General features: G+C 75.4%; 24 protein-coding genes and 1 pseudogene. 12 read left to right on the top strand and 13 right to left on the bottom strand.

What is annotated here, in order from left to right; genetic code table 11:
* The first annotated feature begins 89 nt into the window (after positions 1-89).
* Genes CRP39_RS23520 through CRP39_RS23510 form a run of 3 tightly spaced genes read left to right on the top strand, consistent with a single transcriptional unit; the run spans position 90 to position 3,894 of the window.
* Complete coding sequence (locus CRP39_RS23520) at positions 90-632, top strand: (2Fe-2S)-binding protein (protein ID WP_097208807.1); 543 nt, start codon at positions 90-92, stop codon at positions 630-632.
* Complete coding sequence (locus CRP39_RS23515) at positions 629-3,070, top strand: xanthine dehydrogenase family protein molybdopterin-binding subunit (RefSeq protein ID WP_097208806.1); 2,442 nt, start codon at positions 629-631, stop codon at positions 3,068-3,070. The genes CRP39_RS23520 and CRP39_RS23515 overlap by 4 nt, the downstream gene beginning before the upstream one ends.
* On the top strand, positions 3,070-3,894 hold the full coding sequence (locus CRP39_RS23510; protein ID WP_097208805.1) for a maleate cis-trans isomerase family protein: 825 nt from the start codon (positions 3,070-3,072) through the stop codon (positions 3,892-3,894). The genes CRP39_RS23515 and CRP39_RS23510 overlap by 1 nt, the downstream gene beginning before the upstream one ends.
* Positions 3,895-3,973: 79 nt before the next feature.
* Here CRP39_RS23510 and egtE read toward each other — a convergent pair whose 3' ends face one another.
* From egtE to egtA, 9 genes are read right to left on the bottom strand one after another with little or no spacing between them, the layout of a single operon-like run.
* Entirely contained in the window at positions 3,974-5,104 is a 1,131-nt protein-coding gene (gene egtE, locus CRP39_RS23505; RefSeq protein WP_097208804.1) for an ergothioneine biosynthesis PLP-dependent enzyme EgtE, read from the bottom strand.
* Between the two features lie 19 nt (positions 5,105-5,123).
* Entirely contained in the window at positions 5,124-5,903 is a 780-nt protein-coding gene (locus CRP39_RS23500; protein WP_097208803.1) for an anti-sigma factor, read from the bottom strand.
* On the bottom strand, positions 5,884-6,474 hold the full coding sequence (locus CRP39_RS23495; RefSeq protein ID WP_245854067.1) for an RNA polymerase sigma factor: 591 nt from the start codon (positions 6,472-6,474) through the stop codon (positions 5,884-5,886). Before CRP39_RS23495 ends, CRP39_RS23500 begins: the two co-directional genes overlap by 20 nt.
* Before the next feature lie 44 nt (positions 6,475-6,518).
* The gene (locus CRP39_RS23490) at positions 6,519-7,187 is read right to left on the bottom strand and encodes a class F sortase (RefSeq protein WP_221201743.1); all 669 of its coding nucleotides are present in this window, start codon (positions 7,185-7,187) and stop codon (positions 6,519-6,521) included.
* A gap of 26 nt (positions 7,188-7,213) precedes the next feature.
* Positions 7,214-8,029 (bottom strand): DUF4397 domain-containing protein, encoded by an 816-nt coding sequence (locus tag CRP39_RS23485; protein ID WP_097208801.1) that lies wholly within the window; start codon positions 8,027-8,029, stop codon positions 7,214-7,216.
* A 31-nt stretch (positions 8,030-8,060) separates the two neighbouring features.
* Entirely contained in the window at positions 8,061-9,095 is a 1,035-nt protein-coding gene (egtD, locus tag CRP39_RS23480; RefSeq protein WP_097208800.1) for an L-histidine N(alpha)-methyltransferase, read from the bottom strand.
* Positions 9,096-9,111: 16 nt separating this feature from the next.
* Complete coding sequence (gene egtC / locus CRP39_RS23475; RefSeq protein WP_097208799.1) at positions 9,112-9,801, bottom strand: ergothioneine biosynthesis protein EgtC; 690 nt, start codon at positions 9,799-9,801, stop codon at positions 9,112-9,114.
* Positions 9,801-11,114, bottom strand: coding sequence for an ergothioneine biosynthesis protein EgtB (gene egtB / locus CRP39_RS23470; protein WP_097208798.1), 1,314 nt, complete (start codon positions 11,112-11,114; stop codon positions 9,801-9,803). Before egtB ends, egtC begins: the two co-directional genes overlap by 1 nt.
* On the bottom strand, positions 11,111-12,397 hold the full coding sequence (gene egtA, locus CRP39_RS23465; protein ID WP_097208831.1) for an ergothioneine biosynthesis glutamate--cysteine ligase EgtA: 1,287 nt from the start codon (positions 12,395-12,397) through the stop codon (positions 11,111-11,113). The genes egtB and egtA overlap by 4 nt, the downstream gene beginning before the upstream one ends.
* Before the next feature lie 148 nt (positions 12,398-12,545).
* On the opposite strand from egtA, the gene CRP39_RS23460 reads away from it, so the two are divergent.
* Positions 12,546-13,025: a DUF309 domain-containing protein gene (locus tag CRP39_RS23460; RefSeq protein WP_097208797.1), complete on the top strand. Its 480-nt coding sequence runs from the start codon at positions 12,546-12,548 to the stop codon at positions 13,023-13,025.
* A 205-nt stretch (positions 13,026-13,230) separates the two neighbouring features.
* On the opposite strand, the gene CRP39_RS23455 is transcribed toward CRP39_RS23460, so the two are convergent.
* The gene (locus CRP39_RS23455; protein WP_097208796.1) at positions 13,231-13,713 is read right to left on the bottom strand and encodes a hypothetical protein; all 483 of its coding nucleotides are present in this window, start codon (positions 13,711-13,713) and stop codon (positions 13,231-13,233) included.
* A 138-nt stretch (positions 13,714-13,851) separates the two neighbouring features.
* On the opposite strand from CRP39_RS23455, the gene CRP39_RS23450 reads away from it, so the two are divergent.
* The 3 genes from CRP39_RS23450 (at position 13,852) to CRP39_RS23440 (ending at position 16,710) form a co-directional block, all read left to right on the top strand.
* Positions 13,852-14,652, top strand: coding sequence for a class I SAM-dependent methyltransferase (locus CRP39_RS23450; RefSeq protein ID WP_097208795.1), 801 nt, complete (start codon positions 13,852-13,854; stop codon positions 14,650-14,652).
* Positions 14,653-14,662: 10 nt separating this feature from the next.
* Complete coding sequence (locus tag CRP39_RS23445; protein WP_097208794.1) at positions 14,663-15,103, top strand: SRPBCC domain-containing protein; 441 nt, start codon at positions 14,663-14,665, stop codon at positions 15,101-15,103.
* A gap of 107 nt (positions 15,104-15,210) precedes the next feature.
* Entirely contained in the window at positions 15,211-16,710 is a 1,500-nt protein-coding gene (locus tag CRP39_RS23440) for an NAD-dependent malic enzyme (RefSeq protein ID WP_097208830.1), read from the top strand.
* Between the two features lie 80 nt (positions 16,711-16,790).
* Here the strand turns inward: CRP39_RS23440 and CRP39_RS23435 are convergent, their stop codons facing one another.
* Entirely contained in the window at positions 16,791-18,095 is a 1,305-nt protein-coding gene (locus CRP39_RS23435) for a heparan-alpha-glucosaminide N-acetyltransferase domain-containing protein (protein WP_097208793.1), read from the bottom strand.
* Between the two features lie 341 nt (positions 18,096-18,436).
* On the opposite strand from CRP39_RS23435, the gene CRP39_RS23430 reads away from it, so the two are divergent.
* Positions 18,437-19,306, top strand: a complete 870-nt coding sequence (locus CRP39_RS23430) for an Fpg/Nei family DNA glycosylase (RefSeq protein WP_097208792.1) — start codon at positions 18,437-18,439, stop codon at positions 19,304-19,306.
* Between the two features lie 74 nt (positions 19,307-19,380).
* Here the strand turns inward: CRP39_RS23430 and CRP39_RS23425 are convergent.
* A pseudogene (locus CRP39_RS23425) lies at positions 19,381-19,554 on the bottom strand (transposase); the annotation flags it as partial.
* A 193-nt stretch (positions 19,555-19,747) separates the two neighbouring features.
* On the opposite strand from CRP39_RS23425, the gene CRP39_RS23420 reads away from it, so the two are divergent.
* From CRP39_RS23420 to CRP39_RS23410, 3 genes are all read left to right on the top strand, one after another.
* Positions 19,748-20,332 carry a hypothetical protein gene (locus tag CRP39_RS23420; protein WP_143426745.1) on the top strand — a complete coding sequence of 195 codons (585 nt, stop codon included), beginning with the start codon at positions 19,748-19,750 and terminating at the stop codon, positions 20,330-20,332.
* A 71-nt stretch (positions 20,333-20,403) separates the two neighbouring features.
* Positions 20,404-20,805: a hypothetical protein gene (locus tag CRP39_RS23415; protein ID WP_143426744.1), complete on the top strand. Its 402-nt coding sequence runs from the start codon at positions 20,404-20,406 to the stop codon at positions 20,803-20,805.
* A gap of 449 nt (positions 20,806-21,254) precedes the next feature.
* A complete protein-coding gene (locus CRP39_RS23410) occupies positions 21,255-21,905 on the top strand; it encodes an HAD family hydrolase (protein WP_097208789.1) in 651 nt (216 codons plus the stop codon).
* A 42-nt stretch (positions 21,906-21,947) separates the two neighbouring features.
* Here CRP39_RS23410 and CRP39_RS23405 read toward each other — a convergent pair whose 3' ends face one another.
* Positions 21,948-23,162 (bottom strand): MBL fold metallo-hydrolase, encoded by a 1,215-nt coding sequence (locus CRP39_RS23405; RefSeq protein ID WP_245854066.1) that lies wholly within the window; start codon positions 23,160-23,162, stop codon positions 21,948-21,950.
* A 121-nt stretch (positions 23,163-23,283) separates the two neighbouring features.
* Here CRP39_RS23405 and CRP39_RS27080 point away from each other — a divergent pair, with 121 nt between their 5' ends.
* Positions 23,284-23,439, top strand: coding sequence for a hypothetical protein (locus CRP39_RS27080; protein WP_172442599.1), 156 nt, complete (start codon positions 23,284-23,286; stop codon positions 23,437-23,439).
* Positions 23,440-23,446 lie beyond the last annotated feature (7 nt).

Genomic DNA, 23,446 nt, shown 5'->3' with positions numbered 1-23,446 from the left:
ATGCGCGGCTGCAGCCTCTACCTCGACGACGCCCTCATCGTCGACGCCGGCGAGCTCACCGTCCCCGAGATGCGCCCGGGAAACCGCCGATGAGCACGGCATCCGAGGTGGGGACCGAACCCCTGGTCACGGTGACCACCACCGTGAACGGCCAGGAGGTCACCGCCACCGTGCCGCCGCGGCTGCACGCGGCCGACTTCCTGCGCCAGCGGCTCGGCCTGACCGGCACCCACGTCGGCTGCGAGCAGGGCTCGTGCGGGATGTGCACGGTCGTGGTCGACGGCGAGGCCGTGAAGTCCTGCCTGCTGCTGGCCTGCCAGCTCGACGGCCGCTCCGTGCGGACCGTCGAGTCCCTGGCCGAGGACGACCGGCTCAACCCGCTGCAGCAGACCTTCAAGGAGGAGCACGCGCTGCAGTGCGGCTTCTGCACCCCCGCCTTCCTCATGACGGCCACCGCCCTCGGCCAGCAGGGCCGCGGCTGCCCGTCCCGGGAGGAGATCCGCGAGGAGATCGCCGGCGTGCTGTGCCGCTGCACCGGCTACGAGAACGTCGTCACCGCGATCGAGCGGTGGTTCGCCGAGCACCCGCAGCGCGCCGAGGACGCCGACCCGTCGCCGGAGGCCCTGCGATGACCACCGTCGAGAAGCCCCTCGCCGTCCCGACGACCGCCCCACGGGCCGGCGGGATCGGCTCGTCGGCGGTCCGCAAGGAGGACGACCGGCTGCTGCGCGGTGACGGCCGCTTCACCGACGACGTCGAGCCCGCCCGGGCGCTCTACATGGCCGTGCTCCGCTGCCCGTACCCGCACGCCCGGGTGCTGCGGGTGGACACCTCGGCCGCCGAGCGACTGGACGGGGTCCTGCACGTGCTGGTCGGTGCCCAGGTGCGGGCGGCGACGGAGCCGTTGCCGGTGCTCCGGCCGGTGCCGGGTGCCCCGCGACTGCCGTACTTCGCCCTCGCCCAGGACGTCGCCACGCACGAGGGCCAGCCGGTGGTCAGCGTGGTCGCCACCAGCCGGCACCTGGCCGAGGACGCGCTCGAGCTGATCGACGTCGACTACGAGCCGCTGCCGCACGTGATCGACGTCCTCGCTGCCCTGGAGCCGGACGCGCCGGTGCTGCACCCGGAGGTCCTGGACTCCAACCTGCTGGCGGCCAACTCCGACGGCAGCGGCGATCCCGAGGCCCGCATGGCCGAGGCCCACGTCGTGGTCGAGGGCCGGTTCCGCATCAACCGGGTCACGGCGCTGCCGATGGAAACCCGCGCCGTCGTCGCCGAGTGGCGGCCGGGCGCCCGCGAGCTCACGGTGCACGTCTCCACGCAGGTGCCGCACCTGGTCCGCAAGTCGCTGGCGGAGGTGCTGCGGCTGCAGGAGAGCGACATCCGGGTGGTCGCCTCCGACGTCGGCGGCGGCTTCGGCCTCAAGCTCGGCGTGTTCCCCGAGGACGTGCTGGCCTGCCTGCACGCCATGGCGCTGCGCCGGGCGGTGAAGTGGACCGAGGACCGCGCCGAGCACTTCCGTGCCTCGACGCACGCCCGCGAATCGGTGCACGACTACCGGATCGCCGCGGACGCCGAGGGCCGGATCCTGGCGATGACCAACGTCTACGCCACCGACATCGGCGGCTGGAACTCGCCGTTCGGCTCCGCCCAGCTGTCCAGCGTGGTGCTCAACGGCCCCTACCGGGTCGAGGACGGGTACGCCGAGCGGCGGGTCACCCTGACCAACAAGACGCCGATCGGGGCCTACCGCGGCTACGGCCAGCCGGAGGTCAACTTCGCCTACGAGCGACTGATGGACACCCTGGCCCGCAGGCTGCACCTGGACCCGGTGGAGCTCCGCGCGGCCAACATGGTCAAGCAGGAGGACCTGCCCTGGCGCAATCCCACCGGCGCGGTCTACGACAGCGGCGACTACGAGCGCTGCCTGCGGATGGCCGCCGAGGCGATCGGGTGGGACGCCCACCGCGACGCGCCCCGGGTGCCGCGGGCCGACGGCCGGCTGGTCGGCATCGGCTTCTCCTCCTTCGTGGAGCGCACCGGCTACGCCAGCGCCCGCTTCCTGGCCAACCGCGGCTCGCAGTTCGGCGCGCACGAGAGCGTCACCCTGCGGGCCAACCGGTCCGGTGGCATCGACGTCTACACCGGCGTCTCCTCGATGGGACAGAGCAGTGAGACGGCGTTCGCCCAGGTGGTGAGCGACGTCTTCGGCATCGCCTACGACGTGGTGAAGGTGCACGCCGGGGACACCGCGTCCTCGCCGCTGAACACCGGCGGGTTCGCGTCCCGGACGATGATCGCCGCGGCCGGCGCGCTGAAGGAGGCGGCCGACGAGCTGGCCCGCAAGACCCTCCGGCTGGCCGCCGGGAAGCTGGAGGCCGAGGCCGCCGACCTCGAGATCGCCGGCTCCGTCGTCCGCCACCGGGACGTCTCGGGCGTGCAGGTCACCCTCGCGGAGGTGTTCACCGGCGCGATCACCGGCCAGGGCATCCCGCCGGGGGAGGACCCGGGTATGGAGGCGACCTCGCACTTCGAGCCCTCGGACGCCGCCTACTCCTTCGGCACGGCGGCGGCACTGGTGTCGGTGGACCCGGGCACCGGTGAGTTCGACGTCGAGCGGTTCGTCATGGTGCACGACGCCGGGACCGTGGTGAACCCCACGATCGTCGAGGGGCAGATCCGCGGGGCGCTGGCGCAGGGCTTCGGCGCGGCGCTCACCGAGGAGCTCCGCTACGACCCGGACACCGGCCAACTGGTCAACGGCTCGATGGTCGACTACTTCGTCCCGACGGCGGCCGACCTGCCGCCGCTGGAGCTGCTGCACACCGAGGTCGCCTCGCCCGTGACGCCCTTCGGGGTCCGCGGGGTGGGTGAGGCCGGCACGATCCCGCCCGGTGCGGCGGTCGCCAACGCCATCTGTGACGCCCTCGCCGACCACGGCGTGGAGCTGTCCAGCCTCCCGATCACCCCGGAGAGCGTCTGGCGTGAGATCTCCGGGCGGGCGGCGCACGTCGACACACACCTGAACCCCAGCCCGGGGGACCTGCCCGATGGAGGAGACGGCTACTGATGAGCCACGACCTGAGCGCCGACCTGACGACCGACGCCGCCGCCTGCGAGGCGTCCCCCGCGCCCGGGGTGCCCGACGCCTCGCGGATCGGGCTGATCGTGCCCAGCTCGAACACCACGATGGAGACCGAGCTGCCGGAGCTGTTCCGCCGGCAGACCGAGGCCACCGGACACCGCTACACCTTCCACTCGGCCCGCGCGGCGATGAAGCAGGTGACGAAGGAGGAGCTGGCCGCGATGGTCGGCAAGGCCGCCGACTGCGCCGCGGCCGTCTCCGACGCCGACGTCGACGTCATCGCCTACGCCTGCCTGGTGGCGGTGATGGCCCAGGGCCCGGGCGCGCACAAGGAGTCCGAGCAGGTGATCGGCGAGGCGGCGCGGGCGAACGGGCACCCGGCGGCGGTGGTCAGCAGCGCCGGGGCGCTGGTGCGCTCCCTGACCGCGATCGGCGTGCACCGGGTGGCGATGGTGACGCCGTACATGGCCCCGCTCACCCAGCTCGTGCGCGAGTACGTGGAGGGAGAAGGCGTCGAGGTGGTCGACGCCGTCGCCCTCGAGGTGCCCGACAACCTCGCCGTCGGCCGGCTGGACCCGGCGGGGCTGCCGGAGATCGCCCGGGGCCTGCAGCGGGAGGGCGCGGAGGCGATCGTGCTGTCGGCCTGCGTGCAGATGCCCTCGCTGGCCGCCGTCCAGCGGGTGGAGGACGAGCTCGGCCTGCCGGTCGTCACCGCCGCCACGGCGACGACCTACGAGGTGCTGAAGGCGCTGGGGCACACCCCGTCCATCCCGGGCGCGGGGGCGCTGCTCACCGGCGCCCTCGGCTGACGAGCGGCGTGGCGGGACGGACCGATCCGTCCCGCCACACCGCGTCCCTCCCGGCCGGTCGCGGGCAGCGGGTCCTGCGTCAGAGGGCGGCGGCGAGGGCCTCCAGGTCCTCGACGGTCGCGTCCAGGTGCGGGGACACCCGCAGCACCGGCCCGGTCATCTCACCCGGCGCCCGTTCCGGTCCGATCGCGGTGGTCACGATCCCGTGCTCGGTCAGCAGCCGCGCCCGGGTGGTGACGACGTCGACGCCGTCCGGCGGGCGCAGCGTGGTGGTCGCGGTCGGCTCGTCCCGGGGTTCCACGACCCGCCAGCCGGCCACCCCCTCCAGCACCTCGCGGCCGGCCCGGCCCAGCGCCGCCAGCCGCGCCCGCACCCGGTCCGGCCCGGCGGCCACGTGCTCCCCGACGGCGAGCACCAGGCCCACCCGGCCGGCGACGTGGGCCTCCCCGGACTCGAACGCCCGCAGCGGCGGGACGTCGGCCGGCTCGGGCAGCACGGGCGTGAGCCGGGCGGTGACCGCCGGCCGGGCGCAGAGCACGCCGACGCCGCGCGGCCCGGCCAGCCACTTGCGGGACGTCGAGTAGACGACGTCGGCGCCCAGGTCGGTGTCGACGTGGCCGAGGGACTGCGCGGCGTCCAGCACCAGGGGCACCCCGGCCTCCCGGCAGAGCGCGGCCACCTCCCGGGCGGGCTGGACGATGCCGCGGTGGCTGCCGATGTGGGTCAGGTGCACGAACCGCGGCGGGTCGGTGGCCAGCAGCCGGGCCACGCCGTCGAGGTCGGCCCGGCCGAGGTCGTCGACGGGCAGCGGTTCCGGGGCGAGCCCGGCGGCGCGCAGCTGGGCGACGTTGGGCGCGTACTCACCGGGCAGGCAGGCCACCCGGGTACCCGCCGGCAGCCGCCACCCCGACAGCAGCGCCACCAGCGCGGCCTGGGCCGACTCGACGAAGGCGACGTCCGCCGCGGCCATCCCGACCAGACCGCCGATGACCGACCGCCCCTGCTGCAGCAGGTCGTCGGCGGTCGCCTCGGCCACGTAGCCGCCCAGCTCGGCCTCGTGCCGGGCGTGGTGGGCGGCCGCCTCCAGCACCCGGTGGCTCTGCCGGCTGCAGGCGGCGCTGTCCAGGTGCCGGCCGGCCGGTCGGGGGCGGGCGGAGCGCCACGTGGCGCCGAGGTCCTCGTGGACGAGGTCGGGCTCGAGCAGGGTCACCGCTCCACGCTAGGCGCGGTCAGGTGTCGAGCAGGCCCCGGGCCACCGACTCCCCGGAGTGCGTCGGGTCGCCGTCCAGCGGCTCGACGGAGACGTCGACCACCGGGTACTGCCCCAGATCGAGGCCGGACGGCAACGGCAGGGCCACTTCCCGGCCGCCCTGGACGACGCCGACGGACACCATGGCCTCCACGGCCTCGTCGATCAGCCAGACCTCGTAGAAGCCGTCCTGCAGACCGGGTGCGGTGAGGTCCACCTCGAGCACCCGGAGACCGCCGTCCTGCTCCACGACCCGGGCCTGGCCGGAGGCGCCGCTGCCCTCGAGCGGGTCCAGTGCGGCCGCGGCCACCGCGACGCCGTCGTCGTCCCCGCTCCTGAGGGCCACCGCGCCGGCGCCGATGCCGGCGCCTACGACGAGCGCCGCGGCGGCGGCGAGCAGCAGGCGGGACCGGCGCGGCCGCAGCGGGGTGACGGTGGCGGCGGCGCGTTCCGCCTGCGGGGGCGGCGGTGCGGGAGGCGCGACGGTGTCCGCCGCGGGACCCGCCCCGGCGACGACCTCCGGCCGCGGGGCGGAGTGGACGCCGGTGGCGGCGGCGATCGCCGCCCAGACCGCCGGGGGCGGCGGCACCGAGCTGTCCGGCGCGGCCAGCGCGGGTACGGCCAGGACGTCGACCCCGCGCTGCAGGGAGGCCACCTCCGCCCGGCACTGCGCGCAGCCGTCGAGGTGCGCGGCGTCGGAGGCCGGTAGCGGCTCGCGCAACGCCGCCAGGGCGAGCTGTTCAGGACTGCAGTGCGGCACCGTCCACCTCCAACCGGGTCCGCAGGCGCTCGAGGGTGCGCCGGATGTGGCTCTTGACCGTGCCCAGGGGCAGCCCCGTGCGGGCGGCGATCTGGGCGTGTGTGAGGTCCTCGAAGAAGGCGAGCTCGATGATGCCCCGCTGTGGCTGGCCGAGGCGGTCCAGCTCGCCGAGGAGGAGCACCCGATCGGCGACGGCGGCGTCGACCAGCGGGCCGCCGACCTGCGGCGCGGCCTGCGCCTGGGCGACGGCGGCCTCCGCGGTGCGGCGCTGCCGGTCCCGGCGGGCCCACGTGTCGGCGATCTTGTGCCGGCAGACGCCGACCAGCCAGGCCGGCAGCGGGCCCTGATCGGGGCGGTAGCCGGCGCGGCCGGTCCAGGCGGAGACGAACGTCTGCTGGGTGACGTCCTCGGCGTCCGGGCCGGGACCGAACGCCCGCACCGCCATGCCGTGCAGCTGGCCGGCCCAGCGCTCGTAGGCCCAGGCCAGGGCCTGCTCGTCCCCGGCGGCGAAGCGGCGGCCGACCTCGGCGTCGTCCGGCTCGGGAGCCGGGGGGACGAGGGCGGGTGGCACGCGGTCGACCCTAGGCCCTGCGACGCGGCGGTCCAGGACGCCGGTCACGGCGCGGGGTCCGCGACGACGACCACGTTGTCCCGGTAACCACCCAGCTCGGGGAGGAACGGGCCGCCGCAGGTCACCAGCACGAGGCGCGGTGGGCCGGCGCGGGCGAACAGCCGGTCCAGCGGCAGGACCTCCTTCTCGACGACCTCCCGCGACACGACCCGCCACCGCGTGACCGCCCCGGCCGCGTCGGTGACCAGCACCTCGGTGCCGATCGCGGTCTCCCGCAGCGGCGCGAGGACGCCCAGGCCCTGCTCGCGGTCGTCGACGTGACCGGCGAGCACCGCCGAGCCGTCGGCTCCCGGTGCTGCCCCGAACCGGTACCAGCCGACGCGCTCGACGTCGTCGGGGACCGCCATCTGGCCGTCGTCCCGCACGCCGACCGCGTCGACCGGGGCCGCGACCCCGGCGGCCGGCACGGCCACCGTGACCGGCGGCGGGACTGCGGGCACCGCGGCGGGCGCGGCGGCCCGCGTGGTCACCGGCGGCAGGTCGCCGGGGGCGGGCTCTAGCCCGGGGCCGGGAGCCGGTGACGCCGGGGCGGGGAGGGTCTGCTCGATCGGTGCGCCCACCGCCGCCGGCTCCCGGGTCGCCAGCCAGACGGCCGGCGCACCGACCGCCAGGGCCAGGCCCAGCACCAGGCCGGCGGCAGCGGGGCGCACCATCGATCAGCCCTCCTCGCCGCAGGCGGTCAGACCCGCGTGCTCGCCAGCCGGCGGGCGGCGAGACCGGCGGCGGCCAGCCCGACCAGGGAGAGCGCGGCCAGCGGCGCCGGGAACGAGCCGTCGTCGGCCAGGCCCGCCGAGCCGCCGGGGACGCCGGACGGGGCGGAGTGGGCGCCGGAGATCGTCTGGACGGCGAGCTCGAAGCCGGCGTCCTCCGAGCCCCAGGCGTACACGATCGTGGTCGCGCCCTCGGCGAGGTCGAGGTCGGCCGGGCCGATGGCCACGGTGTCGGTGCCGGCCAGCACGACGTCGGCGCTCACGGTGCCGGCGGGCACGGTGAGGGTGGCCTCGTCCGGGTTGGTCAGACCCGGGGCGACGACGCTCCCACCGGCCCGGACGTCGACCGCCGGCGCCGCGGCGGTGTGCCGGACGACGACGCGCGCCTGGCCGGCCGGGACGGCCGAGGTGTCGTTCACGAACGGGGTGAGCGCCGGTGCGCCGTCCCCGTCGAGGTGGGCGACGACGGTCGCGTTCGCCCCTGCGGGGACGGCGACCCCGTCCGCCGACAGCAGCGGGGCGCCGGAGGCGTCGGGCGCGTCAGCCGGGTAGAGCGCGAGGTCGTAGTCACCGGCGGGCAGCTGCAGCGGGTCGGTGAGCGTGCCGGGCTGGAAGTCGTCGATGAGGCGCTCACCGTTGGCGTACACGTCCACCGGGGTGGCGGGCACGGCGTGCAGGATCGAGACGGTCGCGGTGTCGGCCGCCAGCGCCGGGGAGGCGCCGAGGGCGAGCAGGGTGCCGGTGGTGCCGGCGGCGAGGACGACGGCGGTGCGGGTTCGGGCCACGGTGCGGGTCCTTCCGGAGGTGGGGTGCCTGTCACCCCTCCTTCCTGGTCCCTGTGGTGGCTGGATGCAGGTGACGCCGAACCCCCTTCCGGGCCCTCCGGTCCGGGACGGAGAGGGACAGCGCGAAGTCGCCGTCCGGATCGGTCCACCAGTGCGTGACCGCCAGCCCGGCGGCGGTCAGCTCCGCCTCGACGCCGGCCCGGCGGAACTTCGCCGAGACCTCCGTCCGCAGCTCCTCGCCGGCGGCGAAGGGGACGTCGAGGTCGAGCGCGGCCACCCGCACCACCTGGGCTCCCCGCGACCGCAGCCGCATCTCGATCCACTCGCGCTCGGCGTCCCACACCGCGACGTGCTCGAACGCGTCCGGGTCGAACGAGGCGTCCAGCTCCCGGTTCAGCACCGCCAGCACGTTCCGGTTGAACGCCGCCGTCACCCCCGCCGCGTCGTCGTAGGCGCGCACCAGGCGGTCGCGGTCCTTGACCAGGTCGGTGCCGAGCAGGAGGGAGTCGCCCGGCTGCAGCGTGCCGGCCAGCTCGGCCAGGAAGGCCGCCCGTGGCCCCGGCTCGAGGTTGCCGATCGTGGAGCCGAGGAACGCCACCAGCCGCCGTCCCGACCGGGGCAGCTCGGCGAGGTGCCGGGTGAAGTCGCCGACCACCGCGTCCACCTCCACGCCGGGGTACTCGGCGGTGACCGCGGTGGCCGCGCCCTGCAGCACCGAGGGGTCCACGTCGAAGGGCACGAACCGGCGCAGCGTGCCGGCCTCCCGCAGCGCGGTGAGCAGCAGGCGGGTCTTCTCCGAGGTCCCGCTGCCGAGCTCGACGAGCACGTCGGCGTCGGACGCCGCGGCGACCTCCCCGGCGTACGCGGCGAGGATCGCCCGCTCCGCACGGGTCGGGTAGTACTCCGGCAGGCGGGTGATCTCGTCGAACAACTCGCTGCCGCGCGCGTCGTAGAACCACCGCGGCGGCAGCGACTTCGGTGTCGCGGTCAACCCGGCCAGCGCGTCGGCACGCAGGGCGGCCGCGGCGTCGCCGGGGGCGAGATGGCTGGTCAGCGAGTTCGGCACGGGGCTCCTCGGGGCGTCAGTCGAGCGGGGTGAGCGTCAGGCCGTCCGGGGTCACCTCGACCAGGTGCCGATCGGGGACGTCGGTCCACGCGGGATCGTCGTCCCACGGCTCGCTGGCCAGCGCGGTCCCCTCGGCCGTGACCAGCGCGGACAGCGTGTCCCCCCACGTGGTGGCCAGGAGCCGGGTGCCGTCGGCGGCCAGCAGGTTGAGCCGGGCGTCCGGGTCGGCGGCGGCCACCTCGCGCACCGTCGTCCCGAGGGCGCGCAGGCCGCGGGAGAAGACCAGGGCGGCCAGCAGGGCGCTGTCGACGGTGGACTCGGCGTCCCGCACCGGTGGCAGCACCGACCGGTCGACGCGGCCGTTGTGCGACAGCAGCCACCGGCCGTCGGTGAACGGCGCCACCGCGCTCTCCTCCAGCGGCATGCCGACCGTCGCCGACCGGACGGCGGCGACCACGCAGCCCGAATCCAGCACCGGCGCCACGGAGGCGAACGAGGGGTCCGCCCACAGCGGCCGCGCCGACCGCCAGCGCGCCGGCCCGGACCGGCCGGGGGCGAAGAAGCCGACCCCCCAGCCGTCGGCGTTGACCGTGCCGTACCGCTGGCGGCGGGGTGCCCACGACTGCACCAGCAGGGACGACGGCGGCTCGAGCACCAGCGACGCGAGCGACCGGGGGCGGCCGAGCCAGGCCAGGTGGCGGCACATCAGGCGTCGGCCTCCTCCACCGACCAGGCCAGCCGGAGACCGCTGAACACCTGCCGGCGGATCGGGTGGTCCCAGTTGCGGAAGCTCGGCCGCAGGATCGACGGCGCCACCGCCCACGACCCGCCGCGCAGCACGCGGAAGTCGCCGCCGAAGAACGGCGCGGAGTAGTCGGCGTAGAGCATCGGCCGGAAGCCCGGCCACGGCCGGAACGACGACGACGTCCACTCCCAGACGTCGCCCATCAGCTGCTCGGCGCCGGAGGGCGAGGCGCCCGCGGGGTAGGCGCCCACCGGCGCCGGGCGCAGCGCCGTCCCGCCGAGGTTGGCCAGCGCCGGCGTCGGCTCGGCCGACCCCCACGGGAAGCGGCGGCGCCGGCCGGTGGCCGGGTCCCAGACCGCCGCCTTCTCCCACTCCACCTCGGTGGGCAGCCGCGCCCCGGCCGGGACGACGCCCGTGCCGCCGGCCCACGCCGCGTAGGCCTCGGCCTCGAAGAACGTGACGTGCTGGACCGGTTCGTCCGGGGGCAGGTGCTCGACCACGCCGAACCGGGTGCGGGTCCCGTCGGGCCCCCAGAACTGCGGCCGCTGCAACCCGGCCTCCACCCGGTGGGCCCAGCCACGCCCGGACCACCACCGGCGGTCGGCGTACCCGCCGTCGGCGACGAACGCGGCGTACTCGGCGTTGGTCACCGGCACCCGACCGATCCGGAAGGCGGGGACGTGCACCCCGTGCGCTGGGCGCTCGTTGTCCAGCGAGAACGGCTCGTCGGAGGCGTCCACGCCGAGGACGAACTCCCCGCCGGGCACGAGCACCGACGTGCCCGCCACCCCGGGGCGGCCCGGCGGCGGCGGGGTGCCGGTGCCCAGCAGCGGCGGGCCGGGACGCAGGTTCAGGGCCTGCAGCATCGTCTCGTCGTGCTGCTGCTCGTGGCTGACCACCATCGCGACGTCGAACGGGTCCTCGTCGCCGGCGCGGTCGAGCCGGTCGAGCACCCGCCCGCGCACCTCCGCGCAGAACGCCCGCGCCTCCACCGGCGGCAGGAGCGGCAGCCGGGCGCGGACGGCGCGCGGCTGCGTGAACGCGTCGTACAGGGCCTCGACGTCGGGCGGCAGCAGCCCGGGGCACGCGGAGTCGCCGCCGCGCAGCAGCCAGAGGTCCTCCTGCTGGCCGATGTGCGCGAGGTCCCAGACCAGCGGGCTCAGCAGCGGTGTGTGCTGGGCCAGCAGCTCCGGGTCGTCGTGGTCGGTCAGCCGCAGCGTGCGGTCGCGGGCGGCGGTCAGCTCGCGGGCGAGGAGTTCGCGCACGTCGCTCATCGGGCCTCCGGTGCGGTCGGCGCCGGCAGGGTCGGCGCGGTGGCGGCCAGCAGGGCCGCGGCGGGCCCGCCGGTGCGGGCGGCGTCGAGCAGGGCGTCGCCCGGGCTGTGCCCGCGGTCGACGAGCTCGGCCAGCGCCTCGACCTCGGGGCGCAGCGGCGCGGGGACGGCGTCGCGCGCCGCGGCCAGGCAGGCGCGTGCGGCGGCGTGCAGTGGTGGGTCGGCCAGGCCGGCGCGGGCCGCGCGGTCCCAGGCCCCGGCCACGGGGGCGCTCGCGGCCGCGGCCCGGTCGGCGGCCATCGGGTCGTCCAGCAGCGTCGCGGTCACCGCGGCGAGCGCCGGCCACCACGGCTCCGGGGCGGCGTCGAGGTAGCGGATCTCCAGGTAACCGCGCGGGCGGACCGGCGGGAAGAGCGTGGTCAGGTGGTAGTCCAGGTCCACCGTGGTGGGACGCCGCCCGCCCAGCGCCGCCGCGCCGGCCACCCAGGCGGCGAAGGGCACGCGCGCCCGCACCGGCGCGGCGTCCCCGGTGACCGGGTCGCGCACCAGCATCACGGGGGCGGCGAGGGCGTACTCGGCCCACTCCCGCGCCGGGTCGGCCCTCCCGAGCAACGGCCCGCACCGCGCCTGGTCCAGGTCGCCCCACACCCGCTGACGGGACGACACCCAGCCGGTGGGCCGCCCGTCGGCCACGGGCGAGCACGCGGACACGGCGACCAGCACGGGGCCGAGCTGGTGGGCCAGCGCGACCCGTTCGCCCCACCCGCCCAACGGTCCGGCCTCCAGGTTGAGCTGCAGGGACGCCGTCCCCGTCATCATCGCCGACCCGGCGGCGGCGCAGCCCAGCGCGGTGAAGTGCGCCTCCATCGCGGCGTACCGGGCGGCCGGGTTCACCCGGCGCGGCCGGCGCAGCGGGTCGGCGCCCACCGGGGCCAGGCCGAGCCGCTCGCCGGCCAGCGCGGCGGCCACGACGTCCCGGTCGATCCGCAGGGCCGACACCGCCGCCGCCACGTCGGCCAGCGGCGGGCCGGACAGCTCCACCTGCCCGCCGGGCTCGACGGTGACCCGGCTGCCGCCGGGCAGGAGGGCGGGCAGGGCGTCGAGGACCTCGCGGACGAGCGGCCACGGCACCCGGGACGCGGGGGCGTCGAGGTCGACCAGGTGCGCCTCGAGCTCCAGCCCGACGGTGCCCACCGGCCCGGGACGCAGGGCGGTGGCGGTGACGTGCGCCCGCGCGGCGTGCAGGTCGAGCGCTGCCGCGCGCTCCTCGATGACCGGGGCCACGGGCCCCACCCCCTCCAGGTCCGGACCGGTCGACGACGACCGCGGGTCGGTGCGGGGGCGGCCCTTCTGTGGCCGTCCTCACCCCCATCCTGCACCCGACCACCGACACGACGGGGCCGTCGCCCGGAGCTCGCGTCAGGATCGGGGGATGGACACCGACCGGGACCGCGATCCGCAGGGTCGCGCGCGCAACGCCCGCCCGCGCGACGCCCTGGGCCGCCCGCTGCCCTACGACGCCGCCGGGGTGGAGCGGGCGCCGGAGGGGGTGGTGCGGCCGCCGGCGGAGTCGCTGGCCGAGGCGCAGCGGCTGCTCGACGCCGGGCGCCCGTTCCACGCCCACGAGGTCCTCGAGGACGCCTGGAAGTCCGCGCCCGGGGACGAGCGCCGGCTGTGGCGGGGGCTGGCCCAGCTGGCGGTCGGGCTCACGCACGCCGCCCGCGGCAACGCGCGGGGGGCGGCGACGCTGCTCGAGCGCGGCGCCGGGAACGTCGAGGCCTACGCCGCGGACCCGCCGCACGGCGTCGACGTCGAGGGGCTGGTCGCGTGGGCCCGTGCGCTGGCGGACGACGCAGCCGCGGGCCGGGTGCGGCGTGACGCGCCGCCGCGCCTGGGTAGGCCGGTGGGGTGACGACGAGACGGCGTGCGGACGGCGTGCGGTCGGTGGCGGTGCTGGTGGCGGCCGTCGCCCAGATCGGGGGCAGCCCGCTGGGGACGGTCGTCGCCGGACGCAGCGTGGGGGAGGTCAGTGACGGGAGCCGGTCGCTGATCACCCCTGCCGGCTACGCCTTCTCCATCTGGGTCCTGGTCTTCGCCGGGGCGCTCGCCTGGGCGGTCTACGCGGCGCTCCCCGCGCAGCGGGAGCGGGAGGTGCACCGGCGGACCGGCTGGCCCCTGGCCGCCGCGTTCGCGGGCAACGCCGTGTGGGAGGTGGTGTTCCCGCTGGTGGGCGACGACGCGCCGATGATCCCGGCGGTGCTCCTGTTCGCCATCGTGGCGGCGGTGGCGACGGCCTGGGCGCGACTGCAGGACGTGCCCACCGCGGGGCTGGCCCGGCTGCTGCCCGCGGCGGTCACCGGGCTGTTGCTGGGGTGGGTGACGCTGGCGTCGGCGGTCCAGGTGGCCACCGCCGGCGTGGCGCTCGGGGCACCGGCCCAGGGGCCGGCGGCGCAGGTGTGGGCGGTCGTCGCGCTCGCGGCGGTGGCGGCCCTGGCGACGGCGCTGGTACTCGTCGCGCGCGTCGCGGCCGGGCCGTTCGCCGTCGCCGTGGTGTGGGGGCTGGTCGCGGTCGCCGTCGACGGTGGACCGGCGCTGGTCACCGGCGCGGCCGTGGCCGGCCGCCCTGCTCGTCGCCGGGGCGCTCGCCGTCCGGACGGTGCTCCGCCCGGACCGGGCCGCGCTGCTGGTCGGCTGACCCGCCCCTACCCACCGGATGTGACGCGGGGCACACTGCGGGCATGGCCGCATCCACGTCCTCGCGGACCCGCGAGGTGTGGGCGGCGGGGGACTACCAGCGGGTCGGGGTCCGGCTGGTGCCGGCCAGCGAGCAGCTCGTCGCCGATCTCGCCGTCCGCCCGGGGGACCGGGTGCTGGACGTCGCGGGCGGCACCGGCAACACCGCGCTGGCCGCCGCCCGCCGCGACGCCGACGTCGTGTGCACCGACATCGTCCCCGAGCTGCTCGACCACGCCCTCCGGCGGGCGGAGACCGAGGGCCTGGCGTTCGACACCCAGGTCGCCGACGCCTGCGACCTGCCCTTCCCGGACGCGTCGTTCGACGTCGTGGTGTCCACGTTCGGCGTGGTCTTCGCCGCCGACCCGGCGCAGGCCGCGGGGGAGCTGCTGCGGGTGCTGCGGCCCGGCGGCCGGCTGGGGCTGACCGCCTGGCGACCGGAGGCCCCCGGCGGCCGGCTGCTCGCGCTCGTGGCCCGGCACGACCCCGAGGACGCCACCGGGGACCCGCTGCTGTGGGGGACGCCGGACGGCGTCGACGGGCTCCTCGGCCGGGGGGAGCTGCGGCAGGTGAAGCACACCGAGCGGACCGTGCAGTTCACCGCCCCCTCGGTCGAGGCGCAGTGGCAGCGCTACCGCGACTGGTTCGGCCCCGTGCACGCGGCGGTGCAGCGCCTCGACGACGCCGGCCGCGCCGCCCTGGAGCGGGAGTTCGCCGAGATGTGGGGCAGCGCCACCCGCGGCGGGGGTCCGGGGATCGTGGTGCCGAACACGTATCTGCAGGTCACCGGCGTGCGCGCCGGATGAGAGGGGACCGATGAGGAGCTTCGAGGCGGCCGCCCGGATCGACGCGCCGGCTGTGCAGGTGTGGGCGCTGCTGGTCGACGTCGGCAGCTGGCGGGACTGGGACTCCGGCGTCGACCGGGTGGAGGGGCACGTCGCGCTGGGAGAGCGGCTGACGCTCTACGCCACGATGATCCGCAGCCGACCGTTCGTCGTCACCGTCACCGAGATCCGGCCCGGGGAGGTGATGCGCTGGCGCGCCGGGTTGCCGTTCGGGCTGGCGGTCATCGAGCGCACCTACCGCCTCGACGGTCAGGAGGACGGCGGTACGGTGCTCACCGTGCGCGAGGACCACACCGGGCCGCTGGCCGCGATCCTCGGCCGGACCACGCCGGACCTCAACCCGTCGTTCCGCACGTTCTGCGACGGGCTCAAGGCGCGCGCCGAGGGGCGGGTGTCGCGGCCGCCGTCCTGACCCGGCGGGTCGGGCGGCCCGCTGCCGACCGAGGTGCTGGACCCCACACGACCACTGTGACCAGAACGGCGGCGGCCGGGGGCCGGGGTGCGACGATGGAGCCCGCCATGAGCACCGACACCGCAGCCACGCCCAGCACCGACGACACCTCCCTCGGCGAGCCGGCGACGCCGCCGCGCGGGCCGGTGACCTCGGCCTCCTACTCGATCACCGTGCGGCTCACCGCCGACGGCGACCCGGCGTCGATCGGCCGGATCGCCACGGCGGTCGGCTCGGCCGGCGGCGCGGTCACCGCGATCGACGTCGTCGACTCCCGCTCCGACGGGCTCACCGTCGACGTCACCTGCTCGGCCGCCGACGCCGCGCACTCCGAGGAGATGGTCGACGCGCTGCGCGCCGTCACCGGGGTCAAGGTCCGCAAGGTCAGCGACCGGACGTTCCTGCTGCACCTCGGCGGCAAGCTCGAGGTGGCCTCCAAGGTCCCGCTGAAGACCCGCGACGACCTGTCGATGGCCTACACCCCCGGTGTCGCGCGGGTGTGCCTGGCGCTGGCGGAGAACCCCGACGACGTCCGCCGGCTGACGATCAAGGGCAACACCGTCGCGGTGGTCACCGACGGCTCCGCCGTCCTCGGCCTCGGCGACATCGGCCCCGGCGCGGCGATGCCGGTCATGGAGGGCAAGGCGGTCCTGTTCAAGCGGTTCGCCGACATCGACGCCTGGCCGATCTGCCTGGACACCCAGGACGTCGACGAGATCGTGCGCACCGTGGAGCTGCTCGCCCCCGGCTTCGGCGGCATCAACCTCGAGGACATCGCCGCTCCGCGCTGCTTCGAGATCGAGGCCAGGCTGCGCGAGAAGCTCGACATCCCGGTCTTCCACGACGACCAGCACGGGACGGCGATCGTCGCGCTGGCCGCCCTGCGCAACGCCCTGCGCGTCGTCGACAAGCGGCTCGAGGACGTCAGGATCGTCGTCGCCGGCGGCGGTGCGGCCGGGACGGCGATCGTGCACCTGATGCTCAAGGCCGGCGCCCGCCACGTGCTGGTCTGGGACCGTGAGGGCATCCTCGTCCCCGACGACGAGCGGCTCTCGCCCGCGAAGCGCGAGCTGGCGCAGCGCACCAACCCCGACGGCGTGCGTGGGGAGCTGCCCGACGCGCTCGCGGGCGCCGACGTGTTCATCGGGGTCAGCGCCGGCAACGTGCTCGACGTCGACGACCTCGCCCGCATGGCCGACAAGGCCGTCGTCTTCCCGATGGCCAACCCGACCCCCGAGGTGGACCCGGTGCGGGCCCGCCAGCACGCCGCGATCGTCGCGTCCGGCCGCTCGGACCTGCCCAACCAGATCAACAACGTGCTGGCCTTCCCCGGGGTCTTCCGGGGGCTGCTCGACGCGCGGGCTCGGGAGATCAGCGACGGCATGCTGCTCGCGGCGGCAGAGGCGATCGCCGCCGTGGTCAAGGACGACCAGCTCAACGCCAACTACATCATCCCCAGCGTGTTCGACCCTGAGGTCACGCACGCGGTGGCCGCGGCGGTCGCCGACCAGGCGCGGCACGAGCCCGGCGCCACCGTCCGGCTGAACGAGGACAACGGCGCCAGTTGATCCCGGGCCCGCGCGGGTCCGCTGAGCGGCGGGACCCGCGTGGGTGTCGACTGTCGGGACGGCCCGGCGTGGACCAGCCGCTACTGACCGGGCCGGCGGTCCCGGGGTGGCAGGGGGTCCCGCGGACCGGGGACGGGCGGGCGCGACGTCGTGGCACCCCTGGCGCTGGGAGCGGACCGCGGGGGGAAGCGGCCGGCGAGGACGGCGGCCCGTGCCCGGTCGGCCGGGATGGCCACCAGCCGCTCCAGGGGCCCCTGCCCCAACCAGCGGTGCCAGAGGACGGCGAAGACGAGTGCAGCGCCCACGAGCGCCAGGTACAGGGCGAGTTCGTTCTCGATCCGCAGACTCGAGCCCAGGACGAAGGCGTGGGCGGAGTAGACGGTCAAGGTCATGGCGCCCGCCAGCGCGACCGGCCGCAGCAGGCGTCGCGCGACAGAGAGCCGGGTCAGGAGCAGTACGGCGCCGAGAACGGCCATCGCCGAGCCGAGAGTGTGCAGCATGTCCAGTGGCGCGCCGGAGTGGTGCACACGCGTCGCCAGCCACCACCACGACTCCGCCAGTTCCCCGTCCCAGATGATCTGGTTCGGGGTCGTCCCCGGGCCCGAGTACGTGAGCAGGGCCTGCAGGCCGCCGAGTCGCTCCAACAGCAGCCACGAGGCGGACCAGGCGGCGAGCGCCAGGGCCAGCCCGCCGACGAGTAGTCGGAGGGCGACCCTGGGAGAGGAGAGGTCCAGCCGGCCGATGGCCAGCCCCACGCAGATGTAGGCCATGTAGACGACCGCGGGGTAGGTCCCGGTGACGAGCAGCTGGAGGAGCAGGCCCAGGGGGTCGGTGAAGGGCGCGCTCAACGTCGGATCGGAGTCGAAGGGGGCCGGCCAGTCCCAGTAGGACGCCGCCATCAGGACGAGGGGTCCCGCCACGACCAGCGCACCCGCGATGCCGATCAGGATGCGCGGCCGCAGGCCGATCAGCGGGATGGCCAACAGGAAGAAGACCCCGTAGTAGGTGAGGATGACACCGAGGTCGGGCGGGGCGACGTAGCTCAGGGCGAGGCCGATGAGGCCGATCAACAGTGCCCGGACCGCGATGTTCGCCCGGGCCGCTCGTCGAGCCGTTCCCTGCACCGGGCGGCGCCCGCCCGAGATGAAGGCCAGGCTGATGCCCGCGACCATCACGAACAGGGTCGCGGACCGACCGATCACGGTCATCCCGGACAGCGTCACCGTGTCGTCGTCCGTGAGGGTGACGTAGGAGACGTTCGCCCCCAGCATCGCGAGCAGGGCGACCCCCCGGCCGACGTCGACGCCCATGAACCGGTCCTTGATGGGCGCGGAAGGAGGCGTGTCGGGGACCTTGCCCATGACGGTGGTGTGCGCGTGAGTCATCAGGTACCGCCCGTCGAGAGGAGCTTCGCGATCTCGGAGGTGAGGGCGGAGAGGTGGTGCGGCACCTCGACCTCGCTCGTTCCGGATCGCCGCATCCTGCGCGTGTCAGCGCGCTCCTCAGGCCTCCTCGCCCGACTTTCCCCCCTTTTTGCGTTCCTCTTCCGCCGCGTTAACCGTCCCCTCGCGCGGTGTCGCTGACCGGGTACCCGGCGTCGGCGTGTCTCCTGCCCGGTTCGGGTGCGCGCCAGGCCTGGCACCCGCTCCGGAAACCGACGGATGGAGGCCGGAAGTCCCCTGATCGGGGACGGCGCGGCGGGGGAGGTCGGGGGCATCATGACCGGGTGCCCGAGTTGCCCGAGGTGGAGGCCCTGGTCGCGTTCCTCCGCGAGAACGCCGTCGGCCGGGTGGTGACGCGGGTCGACCTCGCCGCCGTCCAGGCGATCAAGACCTTCGACCCGCCGCTGTCCGCGCTCGGTGGGCTGGAGCTGACCGGCGTCGCCCGGCACGGCAAGTTCCTCGACCTGGACGTGTCCGGCCTGCACCTGGTCGTCCACCTGGCGCGGGCCGGCTGGCTGCACTGGCGGACCGGGTTGCCGGCCGCCCCGCCCAAGCCGGGCAAGGGGCCGCTGGCGCTCCGCGTCCACCTGGCCGCCGAGGACGAGACCCCGCCGGACGGCTTCGACCTCACCGAGGCCGGCACCCGCAAGGGGCTGGCGGTGTACGTCGTCCGGACGCCGGCCGAGGTGCCCGGCATCGCCCGGCTCGGCCCCGACGCGCTGGCCGTGGACCGGGAGACGTTCGCGGCGCTCCTGGGCGGGCGTTCCGGGCAGCTCAAGGGCGCGCTCACCGACCAGACGCTGGTCGCCGGCATCGGCAACGCCTACTCCGACGAGATCCTGCACGCCGCCCGCCTGTCGCCGTTCAAGATGGCCGACAAGCTCAGCGACGACGAGGTGCTCCGCCTGTACGAGGCGATGCGGGCCACGCTCACCGAGGCGCTCGAGCGCCAGGTCGGCCAGCAGGCGGCGACGATGAAGGGCGAGAAGCGGTCGGGGCTGCAGGTGCACGCCCGCACCGGCCTGCCCTGCCCGGTGTGCGGGGACACCGTGCGCGAGGTCAGCTTCGCCGACACCTCGCTGCAGTACTGCCCGACCTGCCAGACCGGCGGCAAGCCGCTGGCCGACCGGCGGCTGTCCAAGCTGTTGCGCTGAGCGGAGCTGTGACCGTTCACTGTGAACGGCCAACGTGCACTCAAGGTGAGCATTTCTGTCTTCCGAGGCGATATTCACTCAGAACTCAATGCAGAACGACCGTGAGCTGGCGGGCCGAGGTGGATGTCGGCGCGGCGCTCATAACGGGTCCGAAGTCGTTTGAAGGCGTGCAGCCAGGCGAAGCCGCGCTCGACCACCCATCGCTTCCTGCCCAGACCGGAGCCGTGGGCGACGCCGCGGCGGGCGATGGGGTGCGCGGCTCGGCCGTTTTGAGATCCGGTGCTCGACTCAAGGTCCTCGCATTCCTGCCGATCACATGTGCAGACCCAGCGAGACGACTCGGTTCCACGAGAGAGGCGCAAAGCCATGACCCGGACCAGATGCCGAAGCGGACTCCGCGCGACGCACCGGCCCGGACTGTCTGTGGGCCGGCGCGCGCGCGTGGTGACCGCACTGACGATCCTGATGCTGTGCGGGGGTGTCGCCACTGCGACATGGCTCGTCGGGTTGGACGCCGGATCCAACGGAAAGGCGAAGGCGGCGAAGATCGACAACCTGTCGATCACCGCCGCCTCCACCCCGGGTCTCAACGGGCTGCTCTACCCGGGAGGAACCGGCGACGTCACCGCCGCGATCAAGAACCCCAATCCGTTCCCGGTGGTCGTCTCTGCTCTGTACCTGCCGGCCCACACCACCTATGCACCCGGGTACAAAGACGACCCCTGGCACGACGACGACCTGATCGCGTTGTGCGACTCGAGCCGGAGCCTGGTCAGCTACACGCAGGCCGCCGCCACGTCGGGCGCCATCCGGGAGCTCGCCGCTCCGCTGGTCGTCGCGGCCAACGGTCAACTCTCCGTCACCCTGACAGACGCAGCCAGCATGGGCAGCGAGAGCCCGAACGAGTGCCAAGGCGCCTACTTCTCGATGCCGTCATTCACGGGGATCAGCGCCAGCCCTGCACCCGAGGGCGTGTCCACCACCACCAGTCCGGTGTCCACCTCCTTGACGGCATCCGCCAACTGACTGACCCCCTTGATCGAGCAGAATCCCCCGGCCTCGTGATCCAGCGTGTCCGAGTCGCCCACCGCACCGCAGTGGTCGCCGTCGTAACCGCGGTGATGGCGGCACCAGCCCAACCGGCAGGTGCCGCCTGGTCGGCCGGGCTCGCCGATGGGTCACAGGCGCACGCGCACGCCGGTTCCCTCACCGCACCGACCGAGGTGACCGCCAGCTGCGTCTCGCCGACGGGGAGCACCATCCAACTCGCCTGGCCCGCCGCGGCCGGTGCCACCAGCTACACCGTTTCGCAGGCAACCTCCCCAAACGGCACCTTCACGACCATCGCCACCGGCGTCACCAACACCATCTGGACAAGCGGGGCGCGGACCGACGGGTTCGAGTACTACTACCGGGTGGCCGCAGCGAGATGGAACTGGTCGAGCGCCCCCTCGACCACCACTGCCAAGCGCTACGTCGCCCAAGGCAACTGCTCCTGAGTCGAGCTGGGAGCACATCTCGACGGCTCTGGTGGTGACCGCCTCGCTGGCGGCCTGGCTTTCGCCCTTGACCTCGAGGGCGAAGCTGACGGACGCCATTGACACCAACGCGGGCGGCCAAGACCGGTGAAGTCGCGATCATGGTCCAGGTCCAGCCGCACGAGGTGCCCTCACCGCATCGAGGCCTCGTCCGGAGAGTTCCGCTGCGCCGTGCTGCTGAACCCAGACCTACGCTCCGTGATCGCAATAGGTGAACGTCGCTGCCGCTGTATGGCTCACCCAACGTGAATGACTTGCGGCCGTTGCTCATACCGAGTGCGCGTCGCGGTGGTCAGGTCTGGACCCAAGCCGCTCGTGAGTGCTCCATCGATGCTCATTCGAAGTGAACGGTCACAGGAGTCGCTCGAGTGCGGGGGACCGGCACCGAGCGACTCCGCCAAACTGGGCCGATGCTCGTCACCGTCGACCTGTTCAGCGCACTGATCGACTCCCGCACCGGCGGGTCGGCCGCGCTGGCGCGGATCACCGGCGCGGACGGCGGGCGGCTCTACGACCGCTGGGACGCCGCCAACAAGGCCTCCCAGCGCGACGAGCCGGCCTGGATCCCGTTCGCCGAGCACAGCCGCCGCGCGCTCGCGGCCACCTACGCCGACCTCGGCGTCGACCGCGACGCCACCGCCGACAGCGTCGCGCTGCTGGACTCGGTCGGTGACTGGCCGCTGTGGCCCGACGTCCCCGAGGGGCTGTCCGCGCTGTCCCGGCTGGGACCGGTCGGTGTGCTCTCCAACGTCGACGACGCGGTGTTCGCCCGCACCCGCGTCGCGCCGCTGGTCGGCAGCCTGCTCGACCCGGCCGCCGTCCTGACCTCCGAGCGGCTCGGCGCCTACAAGCCCGCGGCCGGGATCTACCGGCGGGCCGTCGAGCTGGCAGGGGGGCGGCTCACGCACGTGGCGACGTCGGCGCGGGACGTGCGCGGCGCGCTGGCCGCCGGCATCGACGTCGTCCGGCTGCGCCGTCCGGGTCACACGCTCGACCCCGACGGCGGGACACCGCGACGCGAGGCGGCCGACCTGCCCGAGGTGGCCGGCCTGCTGCGCTGAGCGGAGTGGACCCGTCGACGTCACGCCGACGGAGCCACCCGCTCAGGCTTGCCGGCGGGCGACCAGCCAGGACGCCGCCCGTGCCAGCACCGAGCTGCCCACCCCGGCGTCGCCGGCATCGGTCGGCTCGTCGGCGACCGAGCCGATGGCAGTCCACCAGTCGTCCAGCGGGGGCGGCGCGAGGACGTCGACCCGCTCGCCCGGGCGCGGTACGGCGACCTGCACCCCCGACCGCCGGGCCGCCGCGCACAGCCGCTGCACCGGCTCGGCCCAGCGGTGGAACGCGAGGTTGAACGTCGCCCAGTGGACCGGCACGAGCAGCCCGCCGCCGAGGTCGCCGTGGGCGCGCACCGCCTCCTCCGGCGTCATGTGGACGTACTGCCAGGCGTCGTTGTAGGCGCCGATCGGCAGCAGGGCGAGGTCGAAGGGACCCAGCCGGGCGCCGATGCCGGCGAACGCGGGGGTGTAGCCGGTGTCACCGCCGAAGAACACCCGGTGCCGTGGGCCGGCGATCACCCACGAGGCCCACAGGGTGGTGTCCCGGGTGAGGAACCGGCCCGAGAAGTGCCGCGCCTCGGTGCAGGTGAGCGTCAGCCCGGCCACCTCGGCCGCGTCGTCCCAATCCCGCTCGACGATCCGCTCCTCCGGCACGCCCCAGCCGCGCAGGTGCGCGCCGATGCCCAGCGGCACGACGAACGGGGCGGTCTGGGTGCGCAGCAGCTCGCGCACCGTCGGCAGGTCGAGGTGGTCGTAGTGGTCGTGCGACACCAGGACGGCGTCCACCGGCGGCAGCGCGGCCAGCGGTGCCGGCACCGGGTGCAGCCGGGTGGGGCCGAGCAGCGGGGACGGCGAGACCCGCTCACCCCAGACCGGGTCGACCAGCACCCGCCGCCCGTCGACCTCGACCAGCGCCGTGGAGTGACCGAACCAGGTGACGGCCAGCTCCCCGGCCTCCGCGGGGAGTTCCGCGCTAGCCAGCGGCACCGGCCGGGCCGGCAGGCCGGTGTGCCGCTCCTCGTGCATCTGCCGCAGCAGGCCGCGCCGGGCGCTGGCCGGCGGCAGCTGCGGGGTGCTCAGGCGGTTGTGGAACCGGCCGTGGGCGAACTGCGGGGAGCCCGCGGCGTAGGGGCGCACCTCGCGGCGGCTGGCCCCCAGCGCGGTGGGCAGGCCCCAGGCGGCGCGGGCCACCCAGGTGGCGGGCCCGGCGAGGGTGGCGACGACGGCGAACGCGGTGCGGCGGGAGGCGGCGGACGGCACGACCGCCAGCATCCCAGCCGGGGTGGCCGTCCCGCCGCGACCGAGCCGGCGCGGTGCGCGGCACCGGCCTGGGCCGGGCCCGGCGTTGTCCCCGGGGCCCGCCCTGCGCACGATGGGCACCGTGTCGCCGACGTCCGCCGGGGAACCGGCCGCCGAGCCCGAGGGCGGGGACCCGGCCTGCTGGCTGCGGCGGGTCTGCCCCGCCTGCGGTCGCATGGCCGACGAGGACCCGCCCACCCGGTGCCCCGGCTGCGGGGAGCTGCTGCCCGCGGAGTGAGGGCGGG

It is taken from the genome of Geodermatophilus sabuli (assembly GCF_900215145.1).
GTDB lineage: Bacteria > Actinomycetota > Actinomycetes > Mycobacteriales > Geodermatophilaceae > Geodermatophilus > Geodermatophilus sabuli.
The sequence above is the reverse complement of the archived record's forward strand: the minus strand, read 5'-3'. Positions and strand labels throughout refer to the sequence as shown.